This window comes from Hydrogenophaga sp. NH-16 (genome assembly GCF_004006415.1).
Taxonomy (GTDB): Bacteria; Pseudomonadota; Gammaproteobacteria; order Burkholderiales; family Burkholderiaceae_C; genus Hydrogenophaga; species Hydrogenophaga pseudoflava.
Map to the genome: position 1 here is coordinate 3,420,835 of NZ_CP029344.1, position 24,589 is coordinate 3,445,423.

The following is a 24,589-nucleotide window of genomic DNA, read 5'->3' on the forward strand; positions in this document are numbered from 1 at the left end:
TTTTGGAGTTTGGAGAACAGAACATGACCCACCACGTCATCCTCGGCGCCGGCCCGGCCGGCGTCATCGCGGCCGAAACCATCCGCAAGCACGCACCCAAGGACCAGATCACCGTCATCGGCGACGAGAACGAAGCGCCGTATTCGCGCATGGCCATTCCCTACCTGCTGATCGGCAAGGTCGGCGAGGAGGGCACACACCTGCGCCACACGGCGGGCCACTTCGAGAAGCTGGGCATCACCGTGCGGCGCGGGGTGCGCGCCAAGGTGCTGGATTCGGCCAAGCGGACCATCGAACTGAGCGACGGCAACACCATCGGCTTCGACAAGCTGCTGATCGCCACCGGCTCATCCCCCGCGACGCCGCCGATCCCCGGCATCAACGGTCCCGGCGTGCACAGCTGCTGGACCCTGGCCGACGCGCGCGCCATCGCCAACCTCGCCCAGCCCGGCGCCAAGGTGCTGCAGATGGGCGCGGGCTTCATCGGCTGCATCATCATGGAAGCGCTGCAACAGCGCGGTGTGGAGCTGTCAGTGGTCGAGATGGGCGACCGCATGGTGCCGCGCATGATGGGGCCGACGGCCGGCGGCATGATCAAGGACTGGTGCGAGACCAAGGGTGTGAAGGTCTACACCGGCGCACGGGTCGAGGCCATCGAACGCGGCACCGGCGCTGAAAAGGGCCTGCTGGGCAAGATCGCCGAAGTGGTCGGCATCGGCCAGAGCGCCATGCCCAGTGGCCGGATGACGGTGCGCCTGTCCACTGGTCAGCAGCTTGACGCGGACCTGGTCATCAGCGCCACCGGCGTCAAGCCCAACATCGGTTTCCTGGAAAATTCCGGCGTGCGCTGCCTGGTCGGCGTGCTGACCGACGAGCACCTGCAGACCAACGTGCCGGGCATCTACGCTGCGGGCGACTGCGCCGAGGCCTTCGACAAGGTCAGTGGCAAGACCATCGTCAGCGCCATCCAGCCCAACGCCGCCGAACAGGCGCGTGTGGCGGCGCTGAACATGGTCGGCCAGCAGGCCGAGCTGATGGGCGTGACGCAGATCAACGTGCTCGACACCCTGGGCCTGATCTCCAGCAGCTTCGGCAACTGGGAAGGTCTGCCGGGCGGCCAGCACGTGGAGCTGACCGACAAGGCCAACCACCGGCACCTGAGCCTGCAGTTCAAGGGCGACCAGATGGTGGGCTGCAACAGCGTGGGCTGGACCGAGCACGTGGGCGTGATGCGTGGCCTGGTCGAGGGGCAGGTGAAGCTGGGCGAGTGGAAAGACCGGCTGATCGCCGACCCCACGAAGCTGATGGACGCTTACCTGTCCGCCGCGCAGGGCCAAGGCCACTGGAGTGGTGCAGCCGATGACCGGCGCAGGGCATGATCCGGGCATGAAGATCACCTTCAAGCTCTTTGCCACGCTCACCGACCACCTGCCGCCCGAGGCCCGGCGCAGCAACCAGATCGAACTGGATGTGGCGCCCGATGCGCCGATCAGCCAGATCATCGAACCCTTCGGCCTGCCGCCGAAGCTGGTGCACCTGGTGCTGGTCAACGGCAAGTACGTCGCTCCCGAGCAGCGCCTGAGCGCGACGCTGAGCGAGGGCGACGTGCTTGCCATCTGGCCGCCGATCGCCGGCGGCTGAGCGCCGCTGCGGACCAGTCCCCATGCAATCGGATTACCCCGAACGGTTCGAGCGCGACGTCGGCTGCAGCGAGGCCGAGTGGCTGGGCTGGATGCCGCGGGCGCTCGGGGCCCATGCCTGGAGGCGCGAGGGCGCGCGCATCACTGTGGACATTCCCCCGGGTGCGCTGGACATCGCCTGGGAGCCCCTGCCCGAGCGCCGCATCGCGCTGCTGCGCATGCAGCGCTTGAAGGTGGTGTTCGCCTTCCGCGGGCTGGATGCGGACCAGCGGCGGACGTTCATGAAGCCCTTTGACCTGAGCCTTCAGCGCGGCGGCGGTTGAACTTTCGTGTCATCGTCAACGGGGCCCTGAACGCGGAGTCCTGCTTCGAGAGCCGCGCCAGCCGCCTGCTGGACAAGTCGCTGAGGGCGGAAGAGAAAACCGGCCTGCTCACAGCCCATGTGCCGGCCGAAAAACGCAAGGCCTACGAAAGCCTGGTTCGCCATCGACCGCAGCAACGTCCGCTACTGAGTCCCGCGCGGAGGGGGCGGTCCTGCTAGGCTGCAGGGCCATGAACCTGCTCACCTCCATGCGCTACCTGGTGGCGCTGCACGACCACCGCCACTTCGACCGCGCGGCCAAGGCCTGCCACATCACCCAGCCGGCGCTGTCGAATGCGCTGCGCGCCCTGGAGCGGGAGCTGGGCACGCCCATCGTGCGCCGCGGCCGCACCTACTCGGGCCTGACGCCCGAAGGCGAACAGGTGCTGGCGTCTGCCCGGCGCATGCTGCGCGAACACGAAGCCCTGCAGCAGTCCCTGGCCAGCCAGCAGGACCAGCCCGTGGGCAGCCTGCGGCTGGGGGTGGTGCCGTCGGCCGTGCCGGTGGCCACGCGTTTCTGCGCACTGCTGCAATCGCGCCACCCCGGCATCGCGCCGGTGTTGCTCTCCCTGCCGTCGGGCGAGATTGAGTCGGGCCTGAAGGCCTTGACGCTCGACCTGGGCCTGGGCTTTCTGGAGCGCGTCAGCGCCCGCGGCAGTGGCTTCCAGGTGTTCCCGCAATACCAGGAGCGCCTCTACCTCGTGACCCAAGCGCCCCGTGCGGTGCGCGCCAAGTCACCGCCGCCCAGCCGCATCGGCGAGCCGCTGGCCTGGGCCGACACGGTTGGATTTGATCTTTGCCTGCTGACGCCCGACATGCACAACCGCAGCATCGTCGATGCCGCGTTCGCCCGCGCGGGTGTGGCGGTGAAGCCGGTGATGGAGACCAACTCCGTGCTCTCGCTGGCGCTGGCAGTGCGCACCGGCCCGCTGGCGAGCGTGATGCCTGGCGCACTGGTCTCCAGCCTGCGCGAACAGCCGGGTCTGCTGTTCCGGCCCCTGGTGAAACCCGAGGTGCAGACCCCGGTCGGCTTCCTGGTGCGCCGCGAGGTGGCGCTCACGCGCACGCAGGAGGCCGCGCTGGCGCTGGCCCGCGATGCGGAATGGCGCGCCGAGCTGGCCGCCACCAGCGGTTCATTCAAGACTTGAATGAACCCATGTCCCAAACCAATTTGACGGCGCGCTGCGCAACCGACACAGTGCGGCGATGAGTTCGTCCGCCATTCGCACCATCCCGATCGTCCCTTCGAGCGGCCCCGTCGCTGAGGTCCGTCCGCACGACGCACGTCCGCAGAAGCGGGCCCGCGACCGGCTCAAGGGCCGCCAGGCCACGCCCGAGGCCCTGCAGGCGCTGCGCGCCCTGATCGGCGAGCGGCCCGAAGAGGGCCACCGCCGCGACCTGCTGATCGAACACCTGCACAGCATCAACGACGCGCACCACGGCCTGCCCGAGGCCCTGCTGGTGGCGCTGGCGCAGGAGATGAACCTGCCGGTGGCCGAGGTCTACGAGGTGGCGAGCTTCTACCACCACTTCGAGGTCCTGCGCGACGGGCAGATCGGGCCGGCGGTCACGGTGCGGGTCTGCGACTCGCTCAGCTGCAGCCTGGCCGGCGGCGGTGAGCTGCTGCAGCGCCTGCGCGTCCGGCTGGGCGAGGGCGTGCGTGTGCAGGCGGCGCCCTGCCTGGGGCGCTGCGCCCAGGCGCCCGTGGCCCAGGTGGCGCAGGCGGCGGTGCCGCACGCCAACGAGTCCAGGGTCGAGGCGCTCGCGCAGCGGGCGCTGGCGGGTGAAATCCTGCCGCGCGAACGCGTGCCGGAGTTTGTCGATCTGGCGGCCTACCGCGCCGGCGGCGGCTACCGGCTGGCGACGGCGGTGGCGCAGGGAGCGCACGACCCCGAGGCCCTGATCCAGACGCTGGAGCACGCCGGCCTGCGCGGCCTGGGCGGGGCCGGTTTCCCGGCCGGTCGCAAGTGGCGCATCGTGCGCGGCTTCGCGGCGCCGCGCCTGATGGCGGTGAACATCGACGAAGGCGAGCCCGGCACCTTCAAGGACCGCCACTACCTCGAACGCGATCCGCACCGTTTCCTGGAAGGCGTGCTGATTGCTGCGGCGGTGGTCGGCATCGACAAGGTCTACATCTACCTGCGCGACGAGTACCACGACTGCCGCGCGCTGCTGCAGGAACAGCTCGCCGCGCTGCAGGCCGACCCGCCGTACCCGCTGCCCACCATCGAGCTGCGGCGCGGCGCGGGCGCCTACATCTGCGGCGAGGAGTCCGCGATGATCGAGAGCATCGAAGGCAAGCGCGGCGAACCGCGCCTGCGCCCGCCCTACATCGCCGAGGTCGGCCTGTTCGGCCGGCCCACGCTGGAACACAACTTCGAGACCCTGTACTGGGTGCGCGAGATCGTCGAGCGCGGTGCCGACTGGTTCGCCTCGCACGGCCGCCACGGCCGCAAGGGCCTGCGCAGCTTCAGCGTCAGCGGCCGGGTGCGCGAGCCCGGCGTCAAGCTGGCGCCCGCGGGCATCACGCTGCGCGAGCTGATCGACGAGTTCTGCGGCGGCATGGCCGAGGGCCACACGCTCCACGCCTACCTGCCCGGCGGCGCCAGCGGCGGCATCCTGCCGGCCAGCATGGCCGACATCCCGTTGGATTTCGACACCCTGCAGCCGCACGGCTGCTTCATCGGCTCGGCGGCGGTGATGGTGCTCGGCCAGCACGACAGCGTGCGGGAGGCCGCGCTCAACGTGATGCGCTTCTTCAAGGACGAGAGCTGCGGCCAGTGCACGCCCTGCCGCGTCGGCACCGACAAGGCCGCGCGCCTGATGGCGTCCGACACCTGGGACCAGGACACGCTGCGCGACCTCGCCGACGTGATGGGCGACGCCTCGATCTGTGGCCTGGGCCAGGCCGCTCCCAACCCGATCCGCTCGGTGTTGAAGCACTTTGCGCACGAGGTCGGAGGTGCAGCATGAACCGCCCGCTGAGCCCCGAGCAGCTGATGCCGGTGAAGCTGAATTTCGAGCTCGATGGCCGTGAGGTCGAGGCGTTTGAAGGCGAATCGATCTTCGACGCCGCGAAGCGCCACGGCACCGAGCTGCCGCACCTGTGCCACAGCGACCCGCTGCGGCCCGATGGCAACTGCCGCGCCTGCGTGGTCGAGGTGGCGGGCGAGCGTACGCTGGCCGCCAGCTGCTGCCGCAGCGTGACGCCCGGCCTGAAGGTGCTGACCGACAGCCTGCGCGCGAAGAAGTCGCGTCAGATGGTGCTGGAGCTGCTGCTGTCCGACATGCCCGACCAGGGCCACCAGTGGATCGACGCCGAAGGTCGCCAGCCGCACGGCGAGCTGAGCGACTGGGCGCAGCGCGAGGCGGTCTCGGTGCGGCCCGCGCTGCAGGCACTGCGGCGCGAGCAGCCGGCGCCCGACCTCTCGCACCCTGCGATGGCGGTGAACCTTGACGCCTGCATCCAGTGCCGGCGCTGCGTGCGCGCCTGCCGCGAGGAACAGGTCAATGGCGTGATCGGTTTCGCCGGCCGCGGCGGCCACGCCGAGATCGTGTTCGACCTCGGCGACCCAATGGGCGCGAGCAGCTGCGTGGCCTGCGGCGAGTGCGTGCAGGCCTGCCCGACCGGCGCGCTCTCGCCCAAGAGCCTGGTGGGGTCGCAGGCGGTGGACCGCTCGGTGGACTCGGTCTGCCCGTTCTGCGGCGTGGGCTGCCAGCTCAGCTACAAGGTGCGCGACGGCCAGATCGTGGCGGTCGAAGGCCGCGACGGCCCGGCCAACCACGGCCGCCTGTGCGTCAAGGGCCGCTTCGGTTTCGACTATGTGCACCACGCCGGCCGCCTGACGGTGCCGCTGATCCGCCGCGAAGGTGTGCCCAAACACGGCGACGCGATCCCCGCGCGCGACGCCGACTGGCGCGACACCTTCCGCGAGGCCACCTGGGACGAGGCGCTGGCGCTGGCCGCAGGAAAGCTCAAGGCGCTGCGCGACACCCACGGACCGAAGAGCCTGGCCGGTTTCGGCTCGGCCAAGGGCACCAACGAAGAGGCCTACCTGTTCCAGAAGCTGGTGCGCACCGGCTTCGGCTCCAACAACGTCGACCACTGCACCCGCCTGTGCCACGCCTCCAGCGTCGCGGCCCTGCTCGAAGGCGTGGGCTCGGGCGCGGTGAGCAACCCGGTCAACGACGTGGCGCACGCCGAGCTGATTGTGGTGATCGGCTCCAACCCCACGGTCAACCACCCGGTGGCCGCGACCTGGATGAAGAACGCCGCGCAGAACGGCACCCGCATCGTACTGGCCGACCCGCGCATCACCGACATCGGCCAGCACGCCTGGCGCACGCTGCCGTTCCGGCCCGACACCGATGTCGCGCTGCTCAACGCGATGATCCACACCGTGATCGACGAGGGGCTGGTGAACCAGGACTTCATTGCCCGGCGCACCTCCCATTACGAGGAGCTGGCCCAGAGCGTCGCCCGCTTCAGCCCCGAGGCGATGGCGCCGGTCTGCGGCATTCCCGCGGCGACGATCCGCGAGGTGGCGCGCGCGTTCGCGACCGCGAAGGCGGCGATGATCCTCTGGGGCATGGGCGTGAGCCAGCACGTGCACGGCACCGACAACGTGCGCAGCCTGATCGCGCTGTGCGCCATCACCGGCCAGATCGGCAAGCCGGGCAGCGGGCTGCACCCGCTGCGCGGCCAGAACAACGTGCAGGGCGCAAGCGACGCCGGCCTGATCCCGATGATGTTCCCCAACTACCAGCGGGTGGTCAACGCCTCGGCCCACGCCTGGTTCGAAGACTTCTGGGGCACGCCGCTGGACCGAGCGCCGGGCTACACCGTGGTCGAGCTGATGGACAAGGCACTGGCCGACGAGAGCGACCCGCACAAGCTGCGCGGTCTCTACATCATGGGCGAGAACCCGGCCATGAGCGACCCCAACCTGAACCACACGCGGCACGCGCTGGCCTCGCTGGAACACCTGGTGGTGCAGGACATCTTCATGACCGAAACCGCCTGGCTGGCCGACGTGATCCTGCCCGCCAGCGCCTGGCCCGAGAAGACCGGCACGGTGAGCAACACCGACCGCATGGTGCAGCTGGGCCGCCAGGCGATCGACCCGCCGGGCGATGCGCGCGCCGACCTCTGGATCATCCAGCAGATGGCGCAGCGCATGGGTCTGTCGTGGCGCTACGAGGGCGAGCACCACGGCGTGGCGGCCGTCTACGAGGAGATGCGCCAGGCCATGCACGCGGCCATCGGCGGCATCCGCTGGGAGCGGCTGGAGCGCGAGGGCAGCGTGACCTACCCCTGCCTCAGCGACGACGACCCGGGCCACCCCATCGTCTTCATCGACCGCTTCCCGACCGAGGACGGCCGGCTGCGGCTGGTGCCGACCGAGCTGGTGCCGGCGGACGAGACACCCGATGCGGACTACCCGATGGTGCTGATCACCGGCCGCCAGCTGGAGCACTGGCACACCGGCAGCATGACGCGCCGCGCGACCGTGCTCGACGCATTGGAGCCCGAGGCCACGGCCAGCCTGGCCGCGGCCGACCTGGCGCGGCTGGGTGTGAGGCCGGGCGAGCGCATCACCGTGCGCTCGCGCCGCGGCGAGGTGACGCTGCGCGCGCGGCAGGACGACGGCACCGCCGCCGGCTGCGTGTTCATCCCGTTCGCCTACTCGGAGGCCGCGGCCAACCTGCTGACCAACGCCGCGCTGGACCCGTTCGGGAAGATCCCGGAGTTCAAGTACTGCGCGGTGTCGGTGCAGAAGGCGGGGTGAATCTTCATACCCCCGGGAGAATGGCTAAGATGAAGCCACTTGTCCCACACCATCGGAAAACGCCATGAGCGACAACGCCAGTGTCACCATCACCCGCCAGTCCGGCTACCAGTTCCTGGTCGACTTCGGCGAGACCCTCCCGCAACTGCTGGCCGACGAGCCCGCGCCGCTGGGGCAGGGTGCCGGGCCCGCACCCGACCACATGCTGCTGGCCGCGGTGGCCAACTGCCTCAGCGCCAGCCTGCTGTTCTCGCTGCAGAAGTTCAAGCAGGACCCGGGCGCGCTGATCGCCACCGCCACACCGGAGATGGGTCGCAACGAGAACAAGCGCCTGCGCATCCAGCGCATCCATGTGCAGCTGGAGCTGGGCAAGACCGCCGCCGAACTGGAGCACCTGGACCGCGTGCTCGCGCAGTTCGAGGAGTTCTGCACCGTGTCCATGAGCGTGCGCCAGGGCATCGCCATCGACCTGCAGGTGCGCGACGGCGCGGGCGCCGTGCTCAAGGGTTGATCAGCCGACGATGCGCGGCAGGTGCGCTGCATCAAATAGTCGGTCGCCGTCCGCCTGGACAATCGGGGTAGAGTGATGCCTCAGGCTACCCCGGCCTGTATCCGATCGAGACGGTGAACCGATGCGACTGACCCAGTGGACCGATTACAGCCTGCGTGTGCTGATGTACTGCGCGGCCTGCGAAGGCCGTGCCCAGCCGCCCACCGTCAGCGAGATTGCCGAGGCGCACGGCATCTCTCGCAGCCACCTGACCAAGATCGTGATGATCCTCGCCGGCCATGGCTGGCTCGCCACGACCCGGGGGCGTGGGGGCGGCCTGCGGCTGATGGCCGACCCGCGCCGGCTGACTCTGGGGCAGGTGATCAGGGAGACCGAGCCCGACCTGAACCTGGTCGAGTGTTTCGATGTCCAGCACAACACCTGCCGCCTGAACGGCTATTGCCGGCTCAAGGGTGCGCTGGGTCAGGCCATGCAGGCTTTTCTGGTGGCGCTCGATGGCGTGACGCTGTCCGACCTGCTGGCGCCCACGGCGCGGTCGGTTGCGGTGGCGGGGCAGTTGCCGCACCTGATCCCGATCCAGATGGCGGCGCTGCAGCGCCCGGCAGCCAAAGCGGCGCCCGCCCCGAAAAAGCCGGTCCGCCCGGCGCCCACCCGCAAGACGGCCAAGGGTTGAAGCCCCGGAGGGGCGGGGCGCTCAGGCGGCCTGCAGCCGCTGCGCCATGCGGCCGCGGGTGTGCACCTCGCCCGCAGCGTCCACGAGCAGACTGTCGACCCCCGGCAGCGAGGCCATGAGGTCCAGGCCGCGCGCCGGGCCTCCGACCATGGCGGCCGCGCCGATGCCGTTGACGGCGGCCGTGTCGCGGGCCACCAGCACCACGCCACGCACCCCCTCGGTGGGCCAGCCGGTGCGCGGGTCCAGCACGTGGTGGTAGCGGCGGCCGGCCTGCCGGAAGCTGCGCTCGTAGTCGCCCGAAGACGCGACGCAGCCGTCGCGCAGCGTCACCACGCCCAGCAGCTTCTCGGGTGCGCGCGGATCGCGCAGGCCCACGCGCCAGTCCTGGCCGTGGAGCTGGCCACGCGTGAGCACGTCGCCGCCGCCGTTGATCATGGCGTGGCGGATGCCGTGGTGTTCCAGCACCTGCATGCCGGCCTGCAGCACGGGCAGCTTGGCCACGCCGCCCAGGTCGATGCGCATGCCGGGGCGGGCCAGCCGCACGCGGTCGCCCTCGATGCGCACATCGCGGTGGTTCACGAGCCGGCGTTCTTCCACCAGCTCCTGTACCGAGGGGCGGCGGGGCTGCGCGGGGTCGAACGACCAGCCGTCGTAGGCACCGACGCTGATGTCGAAATCGCCGCGCGTGCGCTCGGACAGCGCGGCGGCCTGCCGCAACACGGCCAGCAGCTCGGGCGGTGCCTGCACCGATCCACGGCCTGCCTGCCGGTGCAGGGCAGAGACCAGGCTCTCGCTGCGGTAGCGGCTCATCAGGCGTTCCTGCCGCTGCATCTCGGCCCAGGCGGCCTCGATGGCGCTCGCGGCGTCCGGCGCGTCAGGAACCACCATGTCCACCCGCGTGCCCATCAGTACCCGGCTGTCGCGCCGGACCCCGGCCAGGGCCAGGCCCGGATGGAGGCTCCAGCCGGCCACGAGCAGGCCCAGGCCGGAGAGGAGGTGGCGTCGGTGCAGGTTCATGGCGTGGCCCGGTGATCGGTTACTGCGACAGCGCGACCATGTGGTCGACCGCGGCCTTGACCTCGTCATCGGTCAGGGATGCGCCACCGCCGCGCGCGGGCATCATGCCCTTGGCGCCAGTGAAGCCTTCCAGGGCGTGCTTGTACAGCGTGTCGTTGCCCTGGGCGATGCGCGGACCCCAGTCGGCCTTGTCGCCGGGCTTGGGGGCGCCGGCCACACCAGCGGCGTGGCACAGGGCGCAGGTGCTGCCGTACACCTTCTTGCCGACCGCGTTTTCGGCCACCGGTGCAGGGGCCGGGGCTGCCTCAGGGGCGGCGGGAGCCGCTGCAGGAGCGGCCGGTGCAGTGCTGGCGGCAGGGGCTTCGGCGGGCTTGTCGCCGCAGGCTGCCAGGGTCAGGGCGCAGCCGAGGGAGAGCAGGAGGTGTCGTGCGTTCATGGGAGCTTTCTTTGAAGAAGAGGAGACGAGCAGATTTTAATATGCATTCAATATGAATCTTAAAAACTTGACTTGACGGTGATCAAACCGCGGCGCCGTGGCCCTCGTGGGTCTGCGGGGCAAGCCGCTGCAGCTCGGACGGCAGCGTGCGCCGCAACGCGTCGGCACCGACGGCGGTGCCGCCCTGGCGGGCGATGAAGGCCGCGGCCGCGGACGCGCTGGCAAACGCGGGCAGGTTGCCCGAGCGCATGGGACCCAGGGTGCGCGAACCGTGCACGTACACGGCCTGTTGCGCGGGCACCCAGGCGCCGGTCTCCAGGTCGGTGGCGTACATCGCGAGGATGCGGCTGGCCTGCTGGCCCACCGTGTAGCGCGGCACGTTCTGCAGGTAGAGGAACAGGCTGAGCGGCGAGTCGAGGTACTGCACGTCGCCGTTGGAAAAGATCACCTGCGCCGCCCAGCGCGGCTGGCGGGCCGGGAACATGCCGCAGACCGGGCAGCGCGCGTGCTCGGGAATGGGGCGCGCGGCCGCCATCGGGAGCCCCGATGCCGGATCGAACGCGAAAGGCGGCGCGACCAGGCAGATGTCGTCCGGCGGCGCCGTGCCCGGTGCGGCGCGGGACGCGCCGGGCGGCCACCAGCGCTGGGCCGCGCCGGTCAGCAGGACCGCGCCACCCGCCACCGTCAGTCCCAGGATGCTGCGTCGTTCGAGCATGCTCACATGCGCGTGTCTTGCTGCGCGCCGCCGCTGAGATCGACCATCGCGGGCTGGATCTCGGCAAAGCGCAGCGCCCGGCCGCCCTGCTGCTGCACGAAGGCCTGCGCATCGGCATCGCTGGCGAAGCTGATCGCGGTGGGGCCCATCGAACCCTTGCGCCGGCTGCCCAGCACATAGACCGCCTGGCGGGCGTCGATCCAGTGGCCGCGGGGCTGTTCCCAGTCGGCCTTGGCCATGTCCTGCACGAAGGCGCTGACCACGGTGCGCACCTGCTCGGGCGCGAGCAGGGTGGACAGCAGTTCGGTGGTGTCGCAGAACCACTGCACCTCGGCCACGTTGGCAAAACGGATCTGGCCCTTGGGGCCTGGGTAGTCGGACAGCAGCATGCCGTCGAGCGAGCAGCTGGACTGCGGCTGGATCTCGGCCGGCGCCTGGGCCTGCGCGGACGAGGCAGTGTCCTGCCCGCAGCCGGCGAGGCTGAGGGCGGCGAGGCCGGCCAGGCCGGCGCAGCCGCACAGCAGGCGGCGGCGGTTCACGAAGGGGAGGTCGGGGTTCATGCGCGGAATCTCCAGGAAGCGATCAGCAGGGGCCCGGCGATCCAGGCCAGCATGGCGGCCGTCAGCCCGCCCACCTGGCCCATGGCCGGTGGCAGGATGCTGGCCAGGCCGTACAGGCGCTGGGCGTCGTCGAGCGAAAACACGTTGAGGATGCGGAAGATGTCGGCCGGGTTGAGCAGCAGCAGATAGGCGAAGGCCTCGCCGCCGACCTGGCCGCCGGTGGCCACCAGCAGGCCCAGCAGCAGCAGGTCGAACACCAGCACCAGGCCGAACCAGAGCGCAATGGCCAGGCCCGAGGCGCGGGTGCGGTCGCGCGCCAGCACCGACAGCAGCACCGCCAGGCTCAGGAAGGCCAGACCCAGCAGCACCGAGCTGAGCACGAAGCCGGCGTAGTGGTAGAGCGCGCCGAGGCCGAAGCGCTGGTACAGCACGCCCGCCACCAGCGCGAAGCCGGCCACGGTGGACAGCGTCAGCGCCGCGGCCAGGCCCAGGTACTTGCCCAGCAGCAGTTCCAGCCGGGTGATGGGCAGGGCCAGCAGCAGGTCCAGCGAGCCGCGCTCGCGCTCGCCCACGATGGCGTCGAAGCCCAGCAGCAGCGCGATCAGCGGGATCAGGTAGATCACCAGGCTGACCAGGCTGGCGATGGTCAGCTCGATGGAGCGTGGGCCGATCTGGCCCTGCGCGGCCGAGCCGAAGTAGGTGATGAGCAGCGAGAACGCGGTGAACACCACGGCGACGGCGAGCACCCAGCGGTTGCGCAGGCGGTCGCGGAATTCCTTGGCGGCCAGCGCCTGCATCTGGTGCCAGGTGAGGGCGGGGGTCATGCGGCCTCCTTCAGACCGAAGTACACGTCTTCCAGCGAGGGCTCCTGCACCTGCAGGTCGGCCAGCCCGGCCTGGCCCAGCCAGTGCAGCACGGCCATCTTGTGGGCGCGGTCGCAGCGCAGCACGCGCTGGTCGGCGGCCACGGGTTGCCAGTCGAGCGCGGCGCCCGCCAGCGCGTCGGGCCGCTGCTGGTCGAGCGCGTGCAACTGCCCGGGCGAGCCGGTCAGCACGAAGTTCAGGGGCATGCGCGAGCGCTCGCGCAGCGACTGCACCGAACCCTGCGCGCAGACGCGGCCGTTGCTGAGCATGGCCAGCGCGTCCACGCGCTGCTGCAGCTCGGCCAGGATGTGCGAGCTGATGACCAGCGTGACGCCCTGCTCGCGCAGCGCGTCCAGCTGCTCGTAGAAAGCACGGATGGCGGAAGGGTCCAGACCGGTGGTGGGTTCGTCCAGCAGCAGCAGGCGCGGTTCGCCCAGCAGGGCCTGCGCGAAACCCAGGCGCTGGCGCATGCCCTTGGAGTATTCGCGCACGGCCCGCTGCCCGGCCTGGCCCAGCCCCACGCGGTCCAGCAGCTCGCCGCACTGGCGCTCCGGCGCGCCCTTGAGGCGGGCGAAGAAGCGCAGCGTCTCCAGGCCGCTGAGGTTGTCGTAGAGCACCAGGTTCTCGGGCAGGTAGCCCAGCGTGCGGCGCACCGCGCGGAAGTCTGGCCCGTTGACCAGGCTGCCGCTGATGCGGATCTGGCCGCGGCTCGGGCGGATCAGGCCCAGCACCAGCTTGAACAGGGTGCTCTTGCCCGCACCGTTGTGGCCGATCAGGCCGAACAACTGGCCGCTGGGCACGGTGAGGTCCACGCCGTCGAGCGCGTTCAGCGGCGCCTTGGCGCTGCCGTAGGTCTTGGTCACGCCTTCCAGGCGCAAGGCATCAGCGCTGTGTGTGTTCACGCCAGGTGCTCCATTGGGGGTGGGCCGGCGCCATGGCCGGGTGGGGGTCGACCACGCTGGGCACGCGCAGGACGGGGAATTGCTGGCCGAGGATGCGCAGTGCCTCCACGGCGGGGCTGCCCATGAGCAGCTGGACGATGGGGTGGCGCCACTGCAGGCGGTCGACCAGGTCGTTGGCCTCGTAGCCCACGTCGCCGACGCCGTCGCCGTTGCGGTCCCAGCCGCGGTAGTTGCTCCAGTGGTTGCCCTGGCCTGGCTCGGGCCGGCCCCAGGGCTCGTCGCGCGCGCCCACGTAGCGCACCTGCTCGCGGTTGGCGATGAAGTCGTTGCCCACCACCTGGTTGCGCGTGGAGCCGGCCGAGAGGTGCACGCCGACGCGGTTGTTCACCACCAGGTTGCCGCGCAGGGTCACGTACTCCACGTCGTAGATGAAGAAGCCGCGGTCGTTGTCGGCCACCACGTTGCCCTCGATCACCGAGTCCTGCATGGTGCGCAGCATGATGCCGTGGTCGGTGTTGCCCCAGGTGCGGTTGCGCCGCACCACCTGGTCGCGCACCTCCATCAGCGCCAGGCCGCCGCGGTTGTTGTAGCTGTCGTTGTCTTCCCACAGGTTGTGGTACGAGTTCATGTAGTGCGTGCCGTAGCGGCTGTGGTGCAGCCGGTTGCCGCGGAACTCGGCGTGGTGCGAGACGTCGACGTAGAGCGCGTCGCGCACGAAGCCGATGTGGTTGCCGACGATGCGCGCGCCCTTGGTGTTGTAGAGCTGGATGCCGTTGCCGCGCTGCGCGGAGTTGAAATCGCGCAGGCCGGTGATGATGTTGTGTTCGATGCGCACGTCGTCGGCCTTCTCGATCCACAGGCCGAACAGGTTGTAGGTCAGGTCGCAGCGGCGCACCACCGCACGGTGCGCGCCGGGCTGTAGGTAGATGCCCGCGTTCTGGTCCTTGAGGCTGGTGCCCGAGTCGCGCACGATCAGGCCTTCGATCAGCACGTCGGGCGCGGTGACGCGGATGGTGTCGCCCTGGCCGCTTCCGCTGAGCGTGGGGCGGCCGACGCCGCGCAGCGTCAGTGGCTTGTCGATGCGCAGGTTCACCGCGTAGAAGCCGCGCTGCACCTCGACCACGTCCCCGGCCGCCGCCTGCGCCACCACGGCTTGCAGGTCCGCGCCGGGCGCCACGGGCCAGACCGCGGCCCAGGACGGGCCGGCCAGCGCGAGGCCGGCCACTGCCAGCCACGCACGCAACCGCGCACGCAGTTGCACAGGCCAGTGGGTCACGCCAGCGCTCCCAGCGACTTGAGCAGCAGGAACAGCGTGGCGCCGATCAGCAGGTTCTTGAATCCGACGTAGCTGAGCATGTCCATCCAGTTGGCCTCGCGGTAGCGCGCACGCCACCAGGGGCCGTCCTTGACCACGCGCTTGCCCTGCATGCGGATCAGCACCTCGTACACGCTCCAGCCGAACCACCAGCCGATGATGGCGCTGGCCGAGAGCCGGCCATCGGCCGCCAGCACCCAGGCCGCGGTGGCCGCCAGCGCCAGCGACAGACCGGCGTAGGCCAGGGCGCGCTGGTTCTGCCAGCCGTCGCGGCTCCAAGGCCAGAGGTGGTGCACCAGCTCCTGCCAGAGACCGCGCACACCAGGGGCTCGGCCGCCCGGCCAGGGCTGGGCCGGTGGCGTGGGCATGCGGGGGTCCGGACCTTGTGCGGCCTTGGCGCTGACCTGCGATACCGCGGGGATCACCGTGAGCGGGATGTAGTAGCCGTCCCGGCCAATGGGCGTGATCAACAGGCCGTCGCGCTCGCGCCGCTTGCGTTCCTTGGCCAGCGGCGGGCAGCCCTTCTCGTCGGTGTAGAGCACCATGCAGTCCAGGCAGTGCAGGCACTCGCGGTGGTCGATGCGGCCGTCGGCGTCGATGGCCTGGGCACCGCAGCCCACGGCGCAGGCCTTGCAGCTGTTGCAGTCCTGCTTGCGCCGCAGACCGAACCAGCGGAAAGTGCTGGGCATGGCCAGCGAGGCGCCCAGCGGGCAGATGTACTTGCAGTACGGCCGCTCGATGAAGATCGACAGGCCCAGGATCGCCGCCACGAACAGGCCATAGGGCCAGCTGCGGTTGGTGATGCCGACCAGGAAGGTGGTCTTGAATGGCTCCACCTCGGCCAGCACTTCGGCCAGGCCCATGGAGAACATCGACACCACCAGCAGGCCGAAGAAGATCGCGTACTTCAGCCACTTCAGCCGGTCGTGCAGGCGCTGCGGCACCCGCCGCTGCCAGCGTTTGAGGCCGATCTTGCCGGCCACCTTGTAGATCGCCTCCGACAGCGAGCCGAACGGGCACATCCAGCCGCAGAACAGGCCGCGCCCGAACAGGAACACGGTGACGATGATGAAGATCCAGAACACGAAGATGAACGGGTCGGAAAGGAACAGCGACCAGGTCCACTGGAACAGCAGCGAATGGAACCAGGTCAGCACCTGCGTGATCGAGGGCTGGGCCATGACGCCGAAGCCGACGAAGGTGATCGACAGGGCCCAGGCGCTGTACTTGAAGACGTTGACCGGCCACTTGTTCTTGTGCGTGGAGCGGCGGGTGAGCTGGTCGCGCAGCGCATAGACCACGGTGACGGCGACCAGCAGCGCCGCGAACAGGGCGATCTCGACGGCGCGGGATTTCCAGATGCGAACCCAGGGCGCCTCAGGTTCCTGCACCACCGGCCGGCCGCCCTGCAGCAGTTCGTCGGGCAGCCAGTAGCGCGCTTCGAAGGTGGCGAAGCTGCGGTGGCCGGTCGCGCGGTCCACCCGGTTGCCCAGGAAGGCCAGGCGCCAGGGGTGGGCAGCCGAGAACGCGCCCTTGCGGATGATGAAGATGCCGGACTCGGTGGACGAGGGCGCACCGTCCGCTTCCAGCCCGTAGAGGTTGAGGTAGTCCAGGTCGCGGAAGGTGAAGGCGTCCGCGCCCTGCTTGACCTGGATGCGGTCGTACAGCCCGCCGCGCACGAAACCCGAGCCCTTGAACGACTCCTGGCCCGCGGTGCGGATGACGAAGAAGGCGTTGTCGCCCGGTTTGAGCTGGTCGTGCAGGTTCTCGAACCCGCGCTCGCCGATCAGGCTGCGGCCGGTGTCGGGGTGGTTGAGGTCACCGAACCACAGTTCGATGAAGGGTTCGGGGCTGCGGTCGAGCCCGACCTGTTCGGGCATCACGCGCAGGCGCTGCACCGCGCCCATCTGTTCCAGTTCGTTCCAGCGGTAGCGGCGTTTCTGTTCCGCGAAGCGGGCCGGCTCCCGCACCGTCGGCGCGATGATGCCGACCTGCCGCGCCACGGCCGAGCCGGAGAGCTGCATCACCTGGTTCTGTGCGATCACGGTCACCGTGGCGCCGGAGATGGCGTCCACGCCCAGCACGTTCTCGTCCGGGCGCGAGGGACCGACCTCGATCGTGTCCTTGACCGACTTGCCCAGGTACTGGTTGTTGAAATCGACGAGCGCCTTTTCGGGAATGCCCAGCAGCAGGATGGGCTCGGAATGTTTGAGCACCTTGACGCCGACGTAGCGGCCCTGCAGGTCCATGCCGATCAGGGTCACCACCGGTTTGCCCGAATACGCGGGTGTGTCGGTGATGTCGGTGGACAGCATCACATAGCCCAGCAGCCGGCGCTTGCCCGGTTGCTGCGGGTCGGCCTCGCCATAGGCCTCGACATAGGGCGGCTGGCCCATGCGGGCCGAGAAGGCCTGGGCGCCGGGAAACACCTCGGTGCAGGGCACGCGCTCGCACAGCGCGGGGTGGCTGGCCAGGTCGTCGGGGAGTTTGGCTTCGTAGGACTGGGCGTGGGCCACACGGTCCACGGGCATCAGGGTCAGCAGACCCAGCCAGAAGGCGGCCAGCGCAGAGGCCAGCAGGCGAACAGTCGACATCTTCAATCTCTCTGTTGTCGCCGGCGGCGGGGCATCACGGTGATGCACCGCCGCCGGCGGACAGCTTCCCCTGGCGGGGAAGGGGCCTCATCGGCCCGTCGTTACGCTTCCACGATCATGCGCGAGCGCATCTCCAGGTGCAATGCGTGGCAGAAGTGCGTGCAGTAGCACCAGAACACGCCCGGCTGGTCGGCGATGAACGTGACCGACGCCGTTTCCTGCGGGTTGACGATGAAGTTCACGTTGTAGTTGGGGATCGCGAAGCCGTGGGTCAGATCCTCGATCTTGTCCAGGTTGGTCAGGATCAGCGTGACCTCGTCGCCCTTCTTGACCTTGAACTCGCGCAGGCTGAAGGCCGGCGCCTGCGAGGTCATCTTCACCGTCACCTTCTTCCCGTTGCGGAACACGCCCGACTCCTTCGGGTCCTTGACGGCGTTCGGGAAGTCGTCGAGCGAATAGACCTGCTTGGGCTTGACCAGGTCGCGCTTGAAGATGATGAAGTCGTGCGGCTCGCCGCGCACCGGGTGGTCGCCCATGAGCACCATCTTCTCGCCCGAGATGTCGATCAGCTGTTCGTTCTCGGCGTGCAGCGGGCCCACCGGCAGGAAGCGGTCCTTGGAGAACTTGCAGCCCACGGCGAGGTACTTGCCGTCGGCGGCCTTGGTCTCGGACTGCGAGGCGTTGATGTGGCCCGGCTGGTAGTGCACGTCGATGCGGTCGACCACGTACTTGGCGGCCTTGTCGCCGGCATGGAACTTGATGGCGGCGTCCACGTTCCACTTGACCACCTGGCTGTCCAGGAACAGCGTGGTGTAGGCGTTGCCGCGGCCGTCGAAGGCGGTGTGCAGCGGGCCCAGGCCGAGTTCAACCTCGGCCACGATGGCGTCGTCCAGCTTTTCAAGCTTGCCGTCGAACCACTCCAGCACCTTGCTGAGCTCGATCACCGTGGCGGTGGGCGAGAGCTTGCCCGCGCAGATGAAGTACTTGCCGTCGGGGCTGGCGTTCACGCCGTGGGGGTTCTTGGGAACCGAGACATACGCCGTCAGCGCCGTCTTGGGATCCTTGTTGGCTTCGTGTGTGCCGTCCACCACGGGCACTTTCGATGTGCCGATGGTCTTGAACTTGCCGGCCTTGACGGCCTCTTCGATGCGGGCGATGTTGAAAAACAGGCAGGCGTCGCGTTCGGCGGACATCATGTCCTCGTACTTGGCGCCCATTTCGATGTTGTACTGGTTGGTGGCCGCCAGCTTGCCGTCATACGACGTGGCGGTGAGGTCGCAGTTGCCATCGATCAGCACCTGCCAGCGCACCTCCATCGATTCGGCGTCCACGCAGGTGAACATCGAGCGGTACTTGCTGCTGTCCTCGGTGCCCGTGTTGGGCAGGGGGATCGAGAACTCGGCGCCGCAGAACACGCGTGTGGTGTAGTTGATGGCCGGATCGACCGGGTCGGCCTTGTCCGGGAAGATGCCATGGAAGCCCTGCACGTTGGGCAGCTGGGTGATCTTGTCGCAGACGAAGTAGTCCAGGCGGATGCGGGCCAGGCGGCTGTTGATCTTGTCGTTGATCCAGGCGTAGCGGCCGTCGTAGTTGCCGTCCTTGTAGGAGGCGTGGGTGTGGTGCGTGTCGGCGACGGTGTAGCGCAGCGAACCATCGGCCTTGGTGCCCATGATCGCCTTGGATTCGTTGGTGATGCCCCAACCGACCAGTGCGTCGGGTACGAAGCAGGGGATGCGCAGCAGTTCGCGGCCGGAGGGCATGCCCAGCACGCGCATGTCGCCCGTGTGGCCACCGCTCCAGAGACCGTAGTAGGTGTCGAGTTCACCGGGCTTGAGGTGGCCGGCGGCGGAGCCCGAAGCAGCGTGCGCCGCATCGGCGGGGGCTGCCGGGGCGGCGGGTGCGGCGGCTGTTCCTGCGGTCTTGTCGGTGCAGGCCACGGCGCCGATGGACAGGCCCGCCAGCGCGGCGGTGTTCAGGAACTTGCGGCGCCCCCAGGCGGCGCGGTCTTGATCGTTGGAAATGTTGTCGTCTTTCATGTGAAAACCTCTAGGGTTGGGCTTGGGAAACGGGGTGGCCCGCGCGCGGGTGGCGGCGTGGCCTCGGGAACGGGGTGGCGTGTGGCCGTGGCGATGGCACGCTGGTGGTGGCCGAAGTCCAGCAACCAGGCGTCACCGAGGGAAGACGGGGAGGGCAGCGCCGTCGGCAGGCACAGCGCACAGTCCAGGGCGTGACCGGTGGTCGCCGGTGCGCCGTCGTTGTCGAGGTCCACCCACTGCAGGCCGGTGCTGCTGCAGACCGTGGTGCTCTGCGGCGGCTGGATCAGTGGTGAGGCGAACACCAGCGACCAGCTCACCAGCAGGTACCACAGCACGGGGCATTGGCAGCGGCTGCGGAGTCGGCTCAGGAAAAGCATGGGCGGACTATAGGTCCGATATGCTTCATGGAAAATGAATCTTTAAGGGCAATTGACATTCGTCAATTGCGCTCCCCGGTGGTGTGGTGCGCAGACGTCAGTGAAGCCGTGTCAGGGGAGACGGAATCTACTAAATTTGACGATTTGGAGTAGCCGGCTACGCGGGGATCAAGCTTTGAATTCGTTGAAAAAAGCGTGTGCCACCTCGAAAGTGGTCACGGGCTTCAGACCGAGTTCGAGCGATTCCAGCATGTCGATGAGCTTCTCTCCATCGATCAATTCGATGGGGGGTGCGCCATCTCGGGTGGCCTCTCGCTTGGCCTCTGCCGTGAAGGTGCCTGTGGTGATTATGATTCCCTTGTCGGCTCGCCCCGACATGGCTCCACGGAAGTCTCGTACTTGCGATGGCACGACCGACTTGGCGTAGCGCTTGCACTGGAACAGCACTTTGAAAGAAACCAGCGGATTGACTTGCAGAATGCCAAAACCGTCGATGCCTCCGTCGCCGCTCTGACCAGTGACCGCAACCTGTGTAAACCCGGCTTCACGGAGAAGTCGCTGCGAAAGTCGCTCGAATCCGGCCGGAGGAAGACTCAGCAGGACATCCAGCACTTCTTCGCGGTAGTCCTTGGAAACAGCGCCTGTGCCTTCTGCCACTTGCTCTGCGACGGGCTCGTGCTGTTCTTTTTGCTTTCGCTGCTCTTGGAAAATCTTGACCCATTTCAGAAACAGGTTCCGTGCCTGATCTTGGGTGAGGAAGGCCTTGAAGCCCTTTTCAGTAAGGCTCCAGACTCCATGCTTGGATGAGTCAATGAGTCCTTCGCGAACGAGATAGAACCGTGCCCAGGCCACTTGGTTGCGGAACCTCGATCCGCCTGATGGCAACGTCTCATTGAGGACGTCGTCAGAGATTTGCAAAGCCTGTGCGACCTGGTCCACCGCCTCGTCGGGTTTGGCCGACCCCCCAAGGCTTCTGAGCGCATCCAGAAGCGGGCCGAAATACCGAACGAACTGAGCGCCTTCTTCCTTTTTGTCTTTGGTCGCCAATGCTATTTCTCCCGATGTGTCGATGTGTTCGTGTTGTTTTGGCTTAGGACTGCCCCCACCAGGTGCCGGCCATCTTCATGCCCAGCAGCGTGAGCGCGAGCGAACCCAGCAGGTGCAGCGCCGCGGTGCCCAGGGCCAGCAGGTAGCGCGCGTGCTGCAGCATGGACACCACCTCGGCCGAGAAGGTGGAGAAGGTGGTGAGCGCGCCGAGGAAGCCGGTGACCAGGGCCAGCCGCCAGGCCGGGTCCAGCTGCGTCTGGCTCTGGAAAAACACCACCGCCACGCCGATCAGCCAGGCCCCGATCCAGTTGGCGGCCAGCGTGCCCCAGGGCAGGATGGCGTGGCCCTGGTTGAGCCACAGGCTCAGCTGCCAGCGCGAGAGCGCGCCGACGCTCGCTCCGAGGCTGATGGCAACGATTTGCAGCATGGATCAGGCGCCGCTGAGCGTGTCAGAACGGCGCGTCGCCGTCGCCCACGGCGGTGACGGCTTCCTGCTTGGGTTTGGCCGGCGCCGACGCGGGCTCTGCACCCGGCAGCGCCGCGCCGGGCTCGATCTCGCCGCCCAAGGCTCCGATCAGCGCCGGGATCAACTGGCTCAGCTCGCCGGTGGCCAGGGCCACGTCGGTGTCGAAACCGCTCTCGTCGTCGTTGGGCCGGTCGTCGAACACGCCTTCCAGAAAGGCCAGCTTCTTCAGCTGCATGGATTCGGTCAGCGTGAAGCCGATGCGGCCTTCCCAGCTGAGTGCCAGCCGCGTGGGCAGCTTGCCTTCGGTGAGGTGCTTGCGCACCTCGTCGGTCAGCAGGTGGTGGCGCGTGAACTTCACGGCCGATTTCTCTTCGTCAGCCGACTTGAGCTCGCACTCGCGCTCGACGTTGAAGCCTTCGGGCCAGTCGTTCTCGGGTTCGGTGGTCGCCAGCCACTGCGTCATCGCGGTCTGCGGCGTCATGGCGGTCTGCAGCAGGGTGAGGGCCAGGCCGTCGAAGGCGCGCACCAGCGCGGTCACGACCTCGTCGTTCTTGCCCTGGCTGCCGGCGTCGGTGACCAGCAGGCCGTTCTTCATGTCGAACCAGACCCAGACGCTGCCGCGGCGCGGAAAGGCCTGGGGCAGCAGTGCCTGCAGCGCGTCTTCGCGCAGTTCCTTGGTTTCCTTCTTGCCGGGCTTGCGGCCGGTGGTGGCCTCGATGTGGTCGGCCGCTTCCTGCGCCTTTTCCTTCACCACGCTGCCGGGCACAGCCTTGGTCTCGATGACCAGCTTGAGGATGCGCTGGCCGGCCACGGATTCGACCAGCGGGCCATGCTCCTCACCACGCGGTTCGGCCCAGCCGACCGACTTGTCCTGCGAGGCGCTGCAGGGCACGAAACGCGCCGCGTCCAGCGCGGCCTCCATCGACTCCAGCGTCGCGTCCCAGCCGGGCGCGATGCGGTAGATCGTCACATTCTTGAACACGTGTTTCCTTGGGTTGCAGGCCGTCAGCGGCCGACCTCCCCTGCCGGCGGCAGGAGAGGCCTGGGATCTGGGCGTTCGATGATACCGAGCCGGTTGGCGTGCCCGGGCGTTTGCCTATACTGCCGGCGGAACAGATCGGGCAGGGCGGCCAACAGATGTGCACCAGCGACCCTGCCAGCAAAACATCAAGGAGGTGTGTGTGCATGAGTTGCCTTTCAACCGCGGCGCCCGTCTGGCCTGCGCCACCGTCATGTGGGGGACGCTGATGGCGTGCCAACCCACCGCCCCAGCCGCGCCTGCGCAGGGCGCATCCGCTGCGACCGGTCAGCCCACCGGCGTGCAGAAGAACGACCAGTCGGAACAGGCCCACCTCTTCAAGCTCAATCCCTCGCCCCGTCGGGTGTTCGAGGTCACGTTCGAGATCCACGATGCCCCCGGGCCGCTGATGGCTGTGCGGGGCAGCGCCGGTTACAGCGCGCCACAGGCGCCCAACTGCACCTTTGTCACCAATGCCTGGGCAGGCACCTGGGGCACGCCGTTCAAAGGTCTGAGCCTGCCCGTCACATCCGCTGGTCCGAATCGCTTCGTGATGACGGTGGCGCTGGATGCCATGCTGGACGAGGACTACTACGGCAAGGGGGTGTGCCGCTGGGAGATGGGTGGCGCGGGGGCGGGCTTTGCTGCCGGCACGTCAGAGGAAGACACCCGGTATGGCATGTCGCTGGATGCCAAAGAATTTGTGGATGGAGCAAGCTACCGGCAGTACTTCTGGAAGGGGGACTATCCGCGGCTTCCTGGGCCCGGGGGAAACAGCGCTGCAGGTGATAGGAGCCCCGAAGGCTTCGGCCCGACGCACCGTAACAACCTGTTCTCCATCACTGCCAAAGTGAAGGCCAAGCCATGAGCGTCACGTCGCAGCAATACGCCGACCTGTCGTTTCATGTGTACAGGGGCACATCTGCTCGAAGCTATGCGAGCAACGACAAAGACGCGCCCTACGTGGATTCGGGTGGTGTTCGGTTCTTCGTGCGAGCCCATGTGGACAACCCCGGGACCGGGTACCAGGGCACGATTTACCAGCGCCGCGACACAGGTGAGTTGGTTGTGGCCCATCGAGGAACCGAGTTCGACCGAGAGGCCTTCAAAGACGGCGCTTTGGCCGACGGTGGCATGGTGCTCGCGCGTTCCAACCTGCAAGCAGAGGACGCGATTTCTTTGACGCGTGACGCACTCGATATGGCATCCAAGGACGCTTCCAGGAAGGGGTTGCCACCATCGCCCGTCACCACCACCGGTCACTCCCTGGGCGGCACGCTGGCCCAGGTCAGCGCCCACCACTTCGGTCTCAAAGGCGAAACCTTCAACGCCTATGGGGCGGTCAGCCTGAGCCGGCGCATTCCCGAGGGTGGGCACTCGGTCATCAACCACATGATGGCGGGCGACGCGGTGAGCGCGGCCAGCCCGCACTTTGGAGAGACACGGATCTATGCCCGGCCCGAGGAGGTGAAGACGCTGCTGTCCAAGGGCTATGACAACCACACCCACTGGAGCGACGCGCTGAAGGGTTATTCGCCCATCAATATGGCCACGGGCACCACCCCGCCCAGCACCCTTGGCGCGGCGGTGGCGCTGGGGGGCAGCCACAGCATGCACCACTTCGTGGAGGTGGACGCCGGCGGCCAGCCCGACCGCTCCATCCTTGCCAATCCGCAGGCGCGCAGCCTGGCGCAGCAGCAGTCGGTGCAGATCGGCGAGTACCGCCGGGACGTGCGCCAGATGCGTGGCGTGCTGACGGCGGTGTCTCGCGGCCTCGATGGCAACGCCCGCGACGCCATCGACACCATCCGCGGACCGCTCGAACCGGGTGAACCTGCCCAGCGCGAGCCGCGCAAAGGCGCCGCCCTGGACCCGGCGGCCTTGCCCGAACCGACCCGGCGGTTGCTCGACGACAGCCGGGGCCATGTGCAGCGGCTGGCCGACCAGCACGGACTGCCCTGGGACCAGGGCATGGAGAACACGGTGCACGCGGTGGCGCTGGGCGCGCGGGAGGCCGGTCTGTCGCGCATCACCCACTTGCGTGCGGATGGGGGCCAGATCCGCGTCGCGGAGTTCGATGGCCTCGGCTTGAAGGAGGGGGCCGTCGATGCACGGCAGGCGGCCAACAGGCCTGCGGATGAATCGTTGCAGCGGCTGGCCGCGGCTCCGGACCCGGCCGCCGAGGTGGCGGCTGTTCAGCCCCAGGACAGACAGGCGCCGGTCAGGGCTTGAGCCTCGCAACGCCCACCCTGGTTCTCGAAGGACCGCC

The 24,589-nt window shown here is 68.5% G+C and carries 23 protein-coding genes; 10 read left to right on the top strand and 13 right to left on the bottom strand.

Annotated elements, in window-relative coordinates:
* The first annotated feature begins 23 nt into the window (after nt 1–23).
* The 8 genes from DD542_RS16475 to DD542_RS16510 all read left to right on the top strand — a co-directional run bounded on the left by DD542_RS16475 (nt 24) and on the right by DD542_RS16510 (nt 8,974).
* Complete coding sequence (locus DD542_RS16475; RefSeq protein ID WP_127806387.1) at nt 24–1,379, top strand: FAD-dependent oxidoreductase; 1,356 nt, start codon at nt 24–26, stop codon at nt 1,377–1,379.
* Nucleotides 1,380–1,386: 7 nt separating this feature from the next.
* On the top strand, nt 1,387–1,641 hold the full coding sequence (locus DD542_RS16480; protein ID WP_066155703.1) for a MoaD/ThiS family protein: 255 nt from the start codon (nt 1,387–1,389) through the stop codon (nt 1,639–1,641).
* Nucleotides 1,642–1,663: 22 nt separating this feature from the next.
* Nucleotides 1,664–1,963: a hypothetical protein gene (locus tag DD542_RS16485; protein WP_079365265.1), complete on the top strand. Its 300-nt coding sequence runs from the start codon at nt 1,664–1,666 to the stop codon at nt 1,961–1,963.
* Between the two features lie 229 nt (nt 1,964–2,192).
* Nucleotides 2,193–3,149 (top strand): LysR substrate-binding domain-containing protein, encoded by a 957-nt coding sequence (locus DD542_RS16490; RefSeq protein ID WP_127806388.1) that lies wholly within the window; start codon nt 2,193–2,195, stop codon nt 3,147–3,149.
* 58 nt (nt 3,150–3,207) lie between these two features.
* Complete coding sequence (locus DD542_RS16495; RefSeq protein WP_127806389.1) at nt 3,208–4,974, top strand: NADH-ubiquinone oxidoreductase-F iron-sulfur binding region domain-containing protein; 1,767 nt, start codon at nt 3,208–3,210, stop codon at nt 4,972–4,974.
* Complete coding sequence (gene fdhF / locus DD542_RS16500) at nt 4,971–7,790, top strand: formate dehydrogenase subunit alpha (RefSeq protein WP_127806390.1); 2,820 nt, start codon at nt 4,971–4,973, stop codon at nt 7,788–7,790. The genes DD542_RS16495 and fdhF overlap by 4 nt, the downstream gene beginning before the upstream one ends.
* Nucleotides 7,791–7,854: 64 nt before the next feature.
* Nucleotides 7,855–8,301 (top strand): OsmC family protein, encoded by a 447-nt coding sequence (locus DD542_RS16505; RefSeq protein WP_066155715.1) that lies wholly within the window; start codon nt 7,855–7,857, stop codon nt 8,299–8,301.
* 121 nt (nt 8,302–8,422) lie between these two features.
* Entirely contained in the window at nt 8,423–8,974 is a 552-nt protein-coding gene (locus DD542_RS16510; RefSeq protein WP_127806391.1) for an Rrf2 family transcriptional regulator, read from the top strand.
* 21 nt (nt 8,975–8,995) lie between these two features.
* Here DD542_RS16510 and DD542_RS16515 read toward each other — a convergent pair whose 3' ends face one another.
* The 13 genes from DD542_RS16515 to DD542_RS16575 all read right to left on the bottom strand — a co-directional run bounded on the left by DD542_RS16515 (nt 8,996) and on the right by DD542_RS16575 (nt 22,284).
* On the bottom strand, nt 8,996–9,991 hold the full coding sequence (locus DD542_RS16515) for an FAD:protein FMN transferase (RefSeq protein ID WP_127806392.1): 996 nt from the start codon (nt 9,989–9,991) through the stop codon (nt 8,996–8,998).
* Nucleotides 9,992–10,010: 19 nt separating this feature from the next.
* Nucleotides 10,011–10,427 (bottom strand): c-type cytochrome, encoded by a 417-nt coding sequence (locus DD542_RS16520; RefSeq protein WP_066155725.1) that lies wholly within the window; start codon nt 10,425–10,427, stop codon nt 10,011–10,013.
* A gap of 82 nt (nt 10,428–10,509) precedes the next feature.
* Nucleotides 10,510–11,142, bottom strand: a complete 633-nt coding sequence (locus tag DD542_RS16525; protein WP_127806393.1) for a nitrous oxide reductase accessory protein NosL — start codon at nt 11,140–11,142, stop codon at nt 10,510–10,512.
* A gap of 2 nt (nt 11,143–11,144) precedes the next feature.
* Nucleotides 11,145–11,702, bottom strand: a complete 558-nt coding sequence (locus tag DD542_RS16530; RefSeq protein WP_127806394.1) for a nitrous oxide reductase accessory protein NosL — start codon at nt 11,700–11,702, stop codon at nt 11,145–11,147.
* Entirely contained in the window at nt 11,699–12,526 is an 828-nt protein-coding gene (locus tag DD542_RS16535) for an ABC transporter permease subunit (RefSeq protein ID WP_127806395.1), read from the bottom strand. The genes DD542_RS16530 and DD542_RS16535 overlap by 4 nt, the downstream gene beginning before the upstream one ends.
* Entirely contained in the window at nt 12,523–13,467 is a 945-nt protein-coding gene (locus tag DD542_RS16540) for an ABC transporter ATP-binding protein (RefSeq protein ID WP_127806396.1), read from the bottom strand. The genes DD542_RS16535 and DD542_RS16540 overlap by 4 nt, the downstream gene beginning before the upstream one ends.
* On the bottom strand, nt 13,448–14,698 hold the full coding sequence (locus DD542_RS16545; RefSeq protein ID WP_241559805.1) for a nitrous oxide reductase family maturation protein NosD: 1,251 nt from the start codon (nt 14,696–14,698) through the stop codon (nt 13,448–13,450). Before DD542_RS16545 ends, DD542_RS16540 begins: the two co-directional genes overlap by 20 nt.
* Before the next feature lie 41 nt (nt 14,699–14,739).
* The gene (locus tag DD542_RS16550; protein WP_241559806.1) at nt 14,740–17,313 is read right to left on the bottom strand and encodes a NosR/NirI family protein; all 2,574 of its coding nucleotides are present in this window, start codon (nt 17,311–17,313) and stop codon (nt 14,740–14,742) included.
* A 164-nt stretch (nt 17,314–17,477) separates the two neighbouring features.
* Complete coding sequence (nosZ, locus tag DD542_RS16555; RefSeq protein ID WP_127806398.1) at nt 17,478–19,412, bottom strand: TAT-dependent nitrous-oxide reductase; 1,935 nt, start codon at nt 19,410–19,412, stop codon at nt 17,478–17,480.
* Nucleotides 19,409–19,789 (bottom strand): hypothetical protein, encoded by a 381-nt coding sequence (locus DD542_RS16560; RefSeq protein ID WP_127806399.1) that lies wholly within the window; start codon nt 19,787–19,789, stop codon nt 19,409–19,411. The genes nosZ and DD542_RS16560 overlap by 4 nt, the downstream gene beginning before the upstream one ends.
* Nucleotides 19,790–19,957: 168 nt before the next feature.
* Nucleotides 19,958–20,836, bottom strand: coding sequence for a restriction endonuclease (locus DD542_RS16565; RefSeq protein WP_127806400.1), 879 nt, complete (start codon nt 20,834–20,836; stop codon nt 19,958–19,960).
* Nucleotides 20,837–20,879: 43 nt separating this feature from the next.
* A complete protein-coding gene (gene crcB / locus DD542_RS16570) occupies nt 20,880–21,263 on the bottom strand; it encodes a fluoride efflux transporter CrcB (RefSeq protein ID WP_127806401.1) in 384 nt (127 codons plus the stop codon).
* A 22-nt stretch (nt 21,264–21,285) separates the two neighbouring features.
* Entirely contained in the window at nt 21,286–22,284 is a 999-nt protein-coding gene (locus DD542_RS16575) for a recombination-associated protein RdgC (protein WP_066155745.1), read from the bottom strand.
* Between the two features lie 337 nt (nt 22,285–22,621).
* On the opposite strand from DD542_RS16575, the gene DD542_RS16580 reads away from it, so the two are divergent.
* The gene (locus DD542_RS16580; RefSeq protein ID WP_127806402.1) at nt 22,622–23,188 is read left to right on the top strand and encodes a hypothetical protein; all 567 of its coding nucleotides are present in this window, start codon (nt 22,622–22,624) and stop codon (nt 23,186–23,188) included.
* Complete coding sequence (locus DD542_RS16585) at nt 23,185–24,552, top strand: XVIPCD domain-containing protein (protein ID WP_127806403.1); 1,368 nt, start codon at nt 23,185–23,187, stop codon at nt 24,550–24,552. Before DD542_RS16580 ends, DD542_RS16585 begins: the two co-directional genes overlap by 4 nt.
* Nucleotides 24,553–24,589 lie beyond the last annotated feature (37 nt).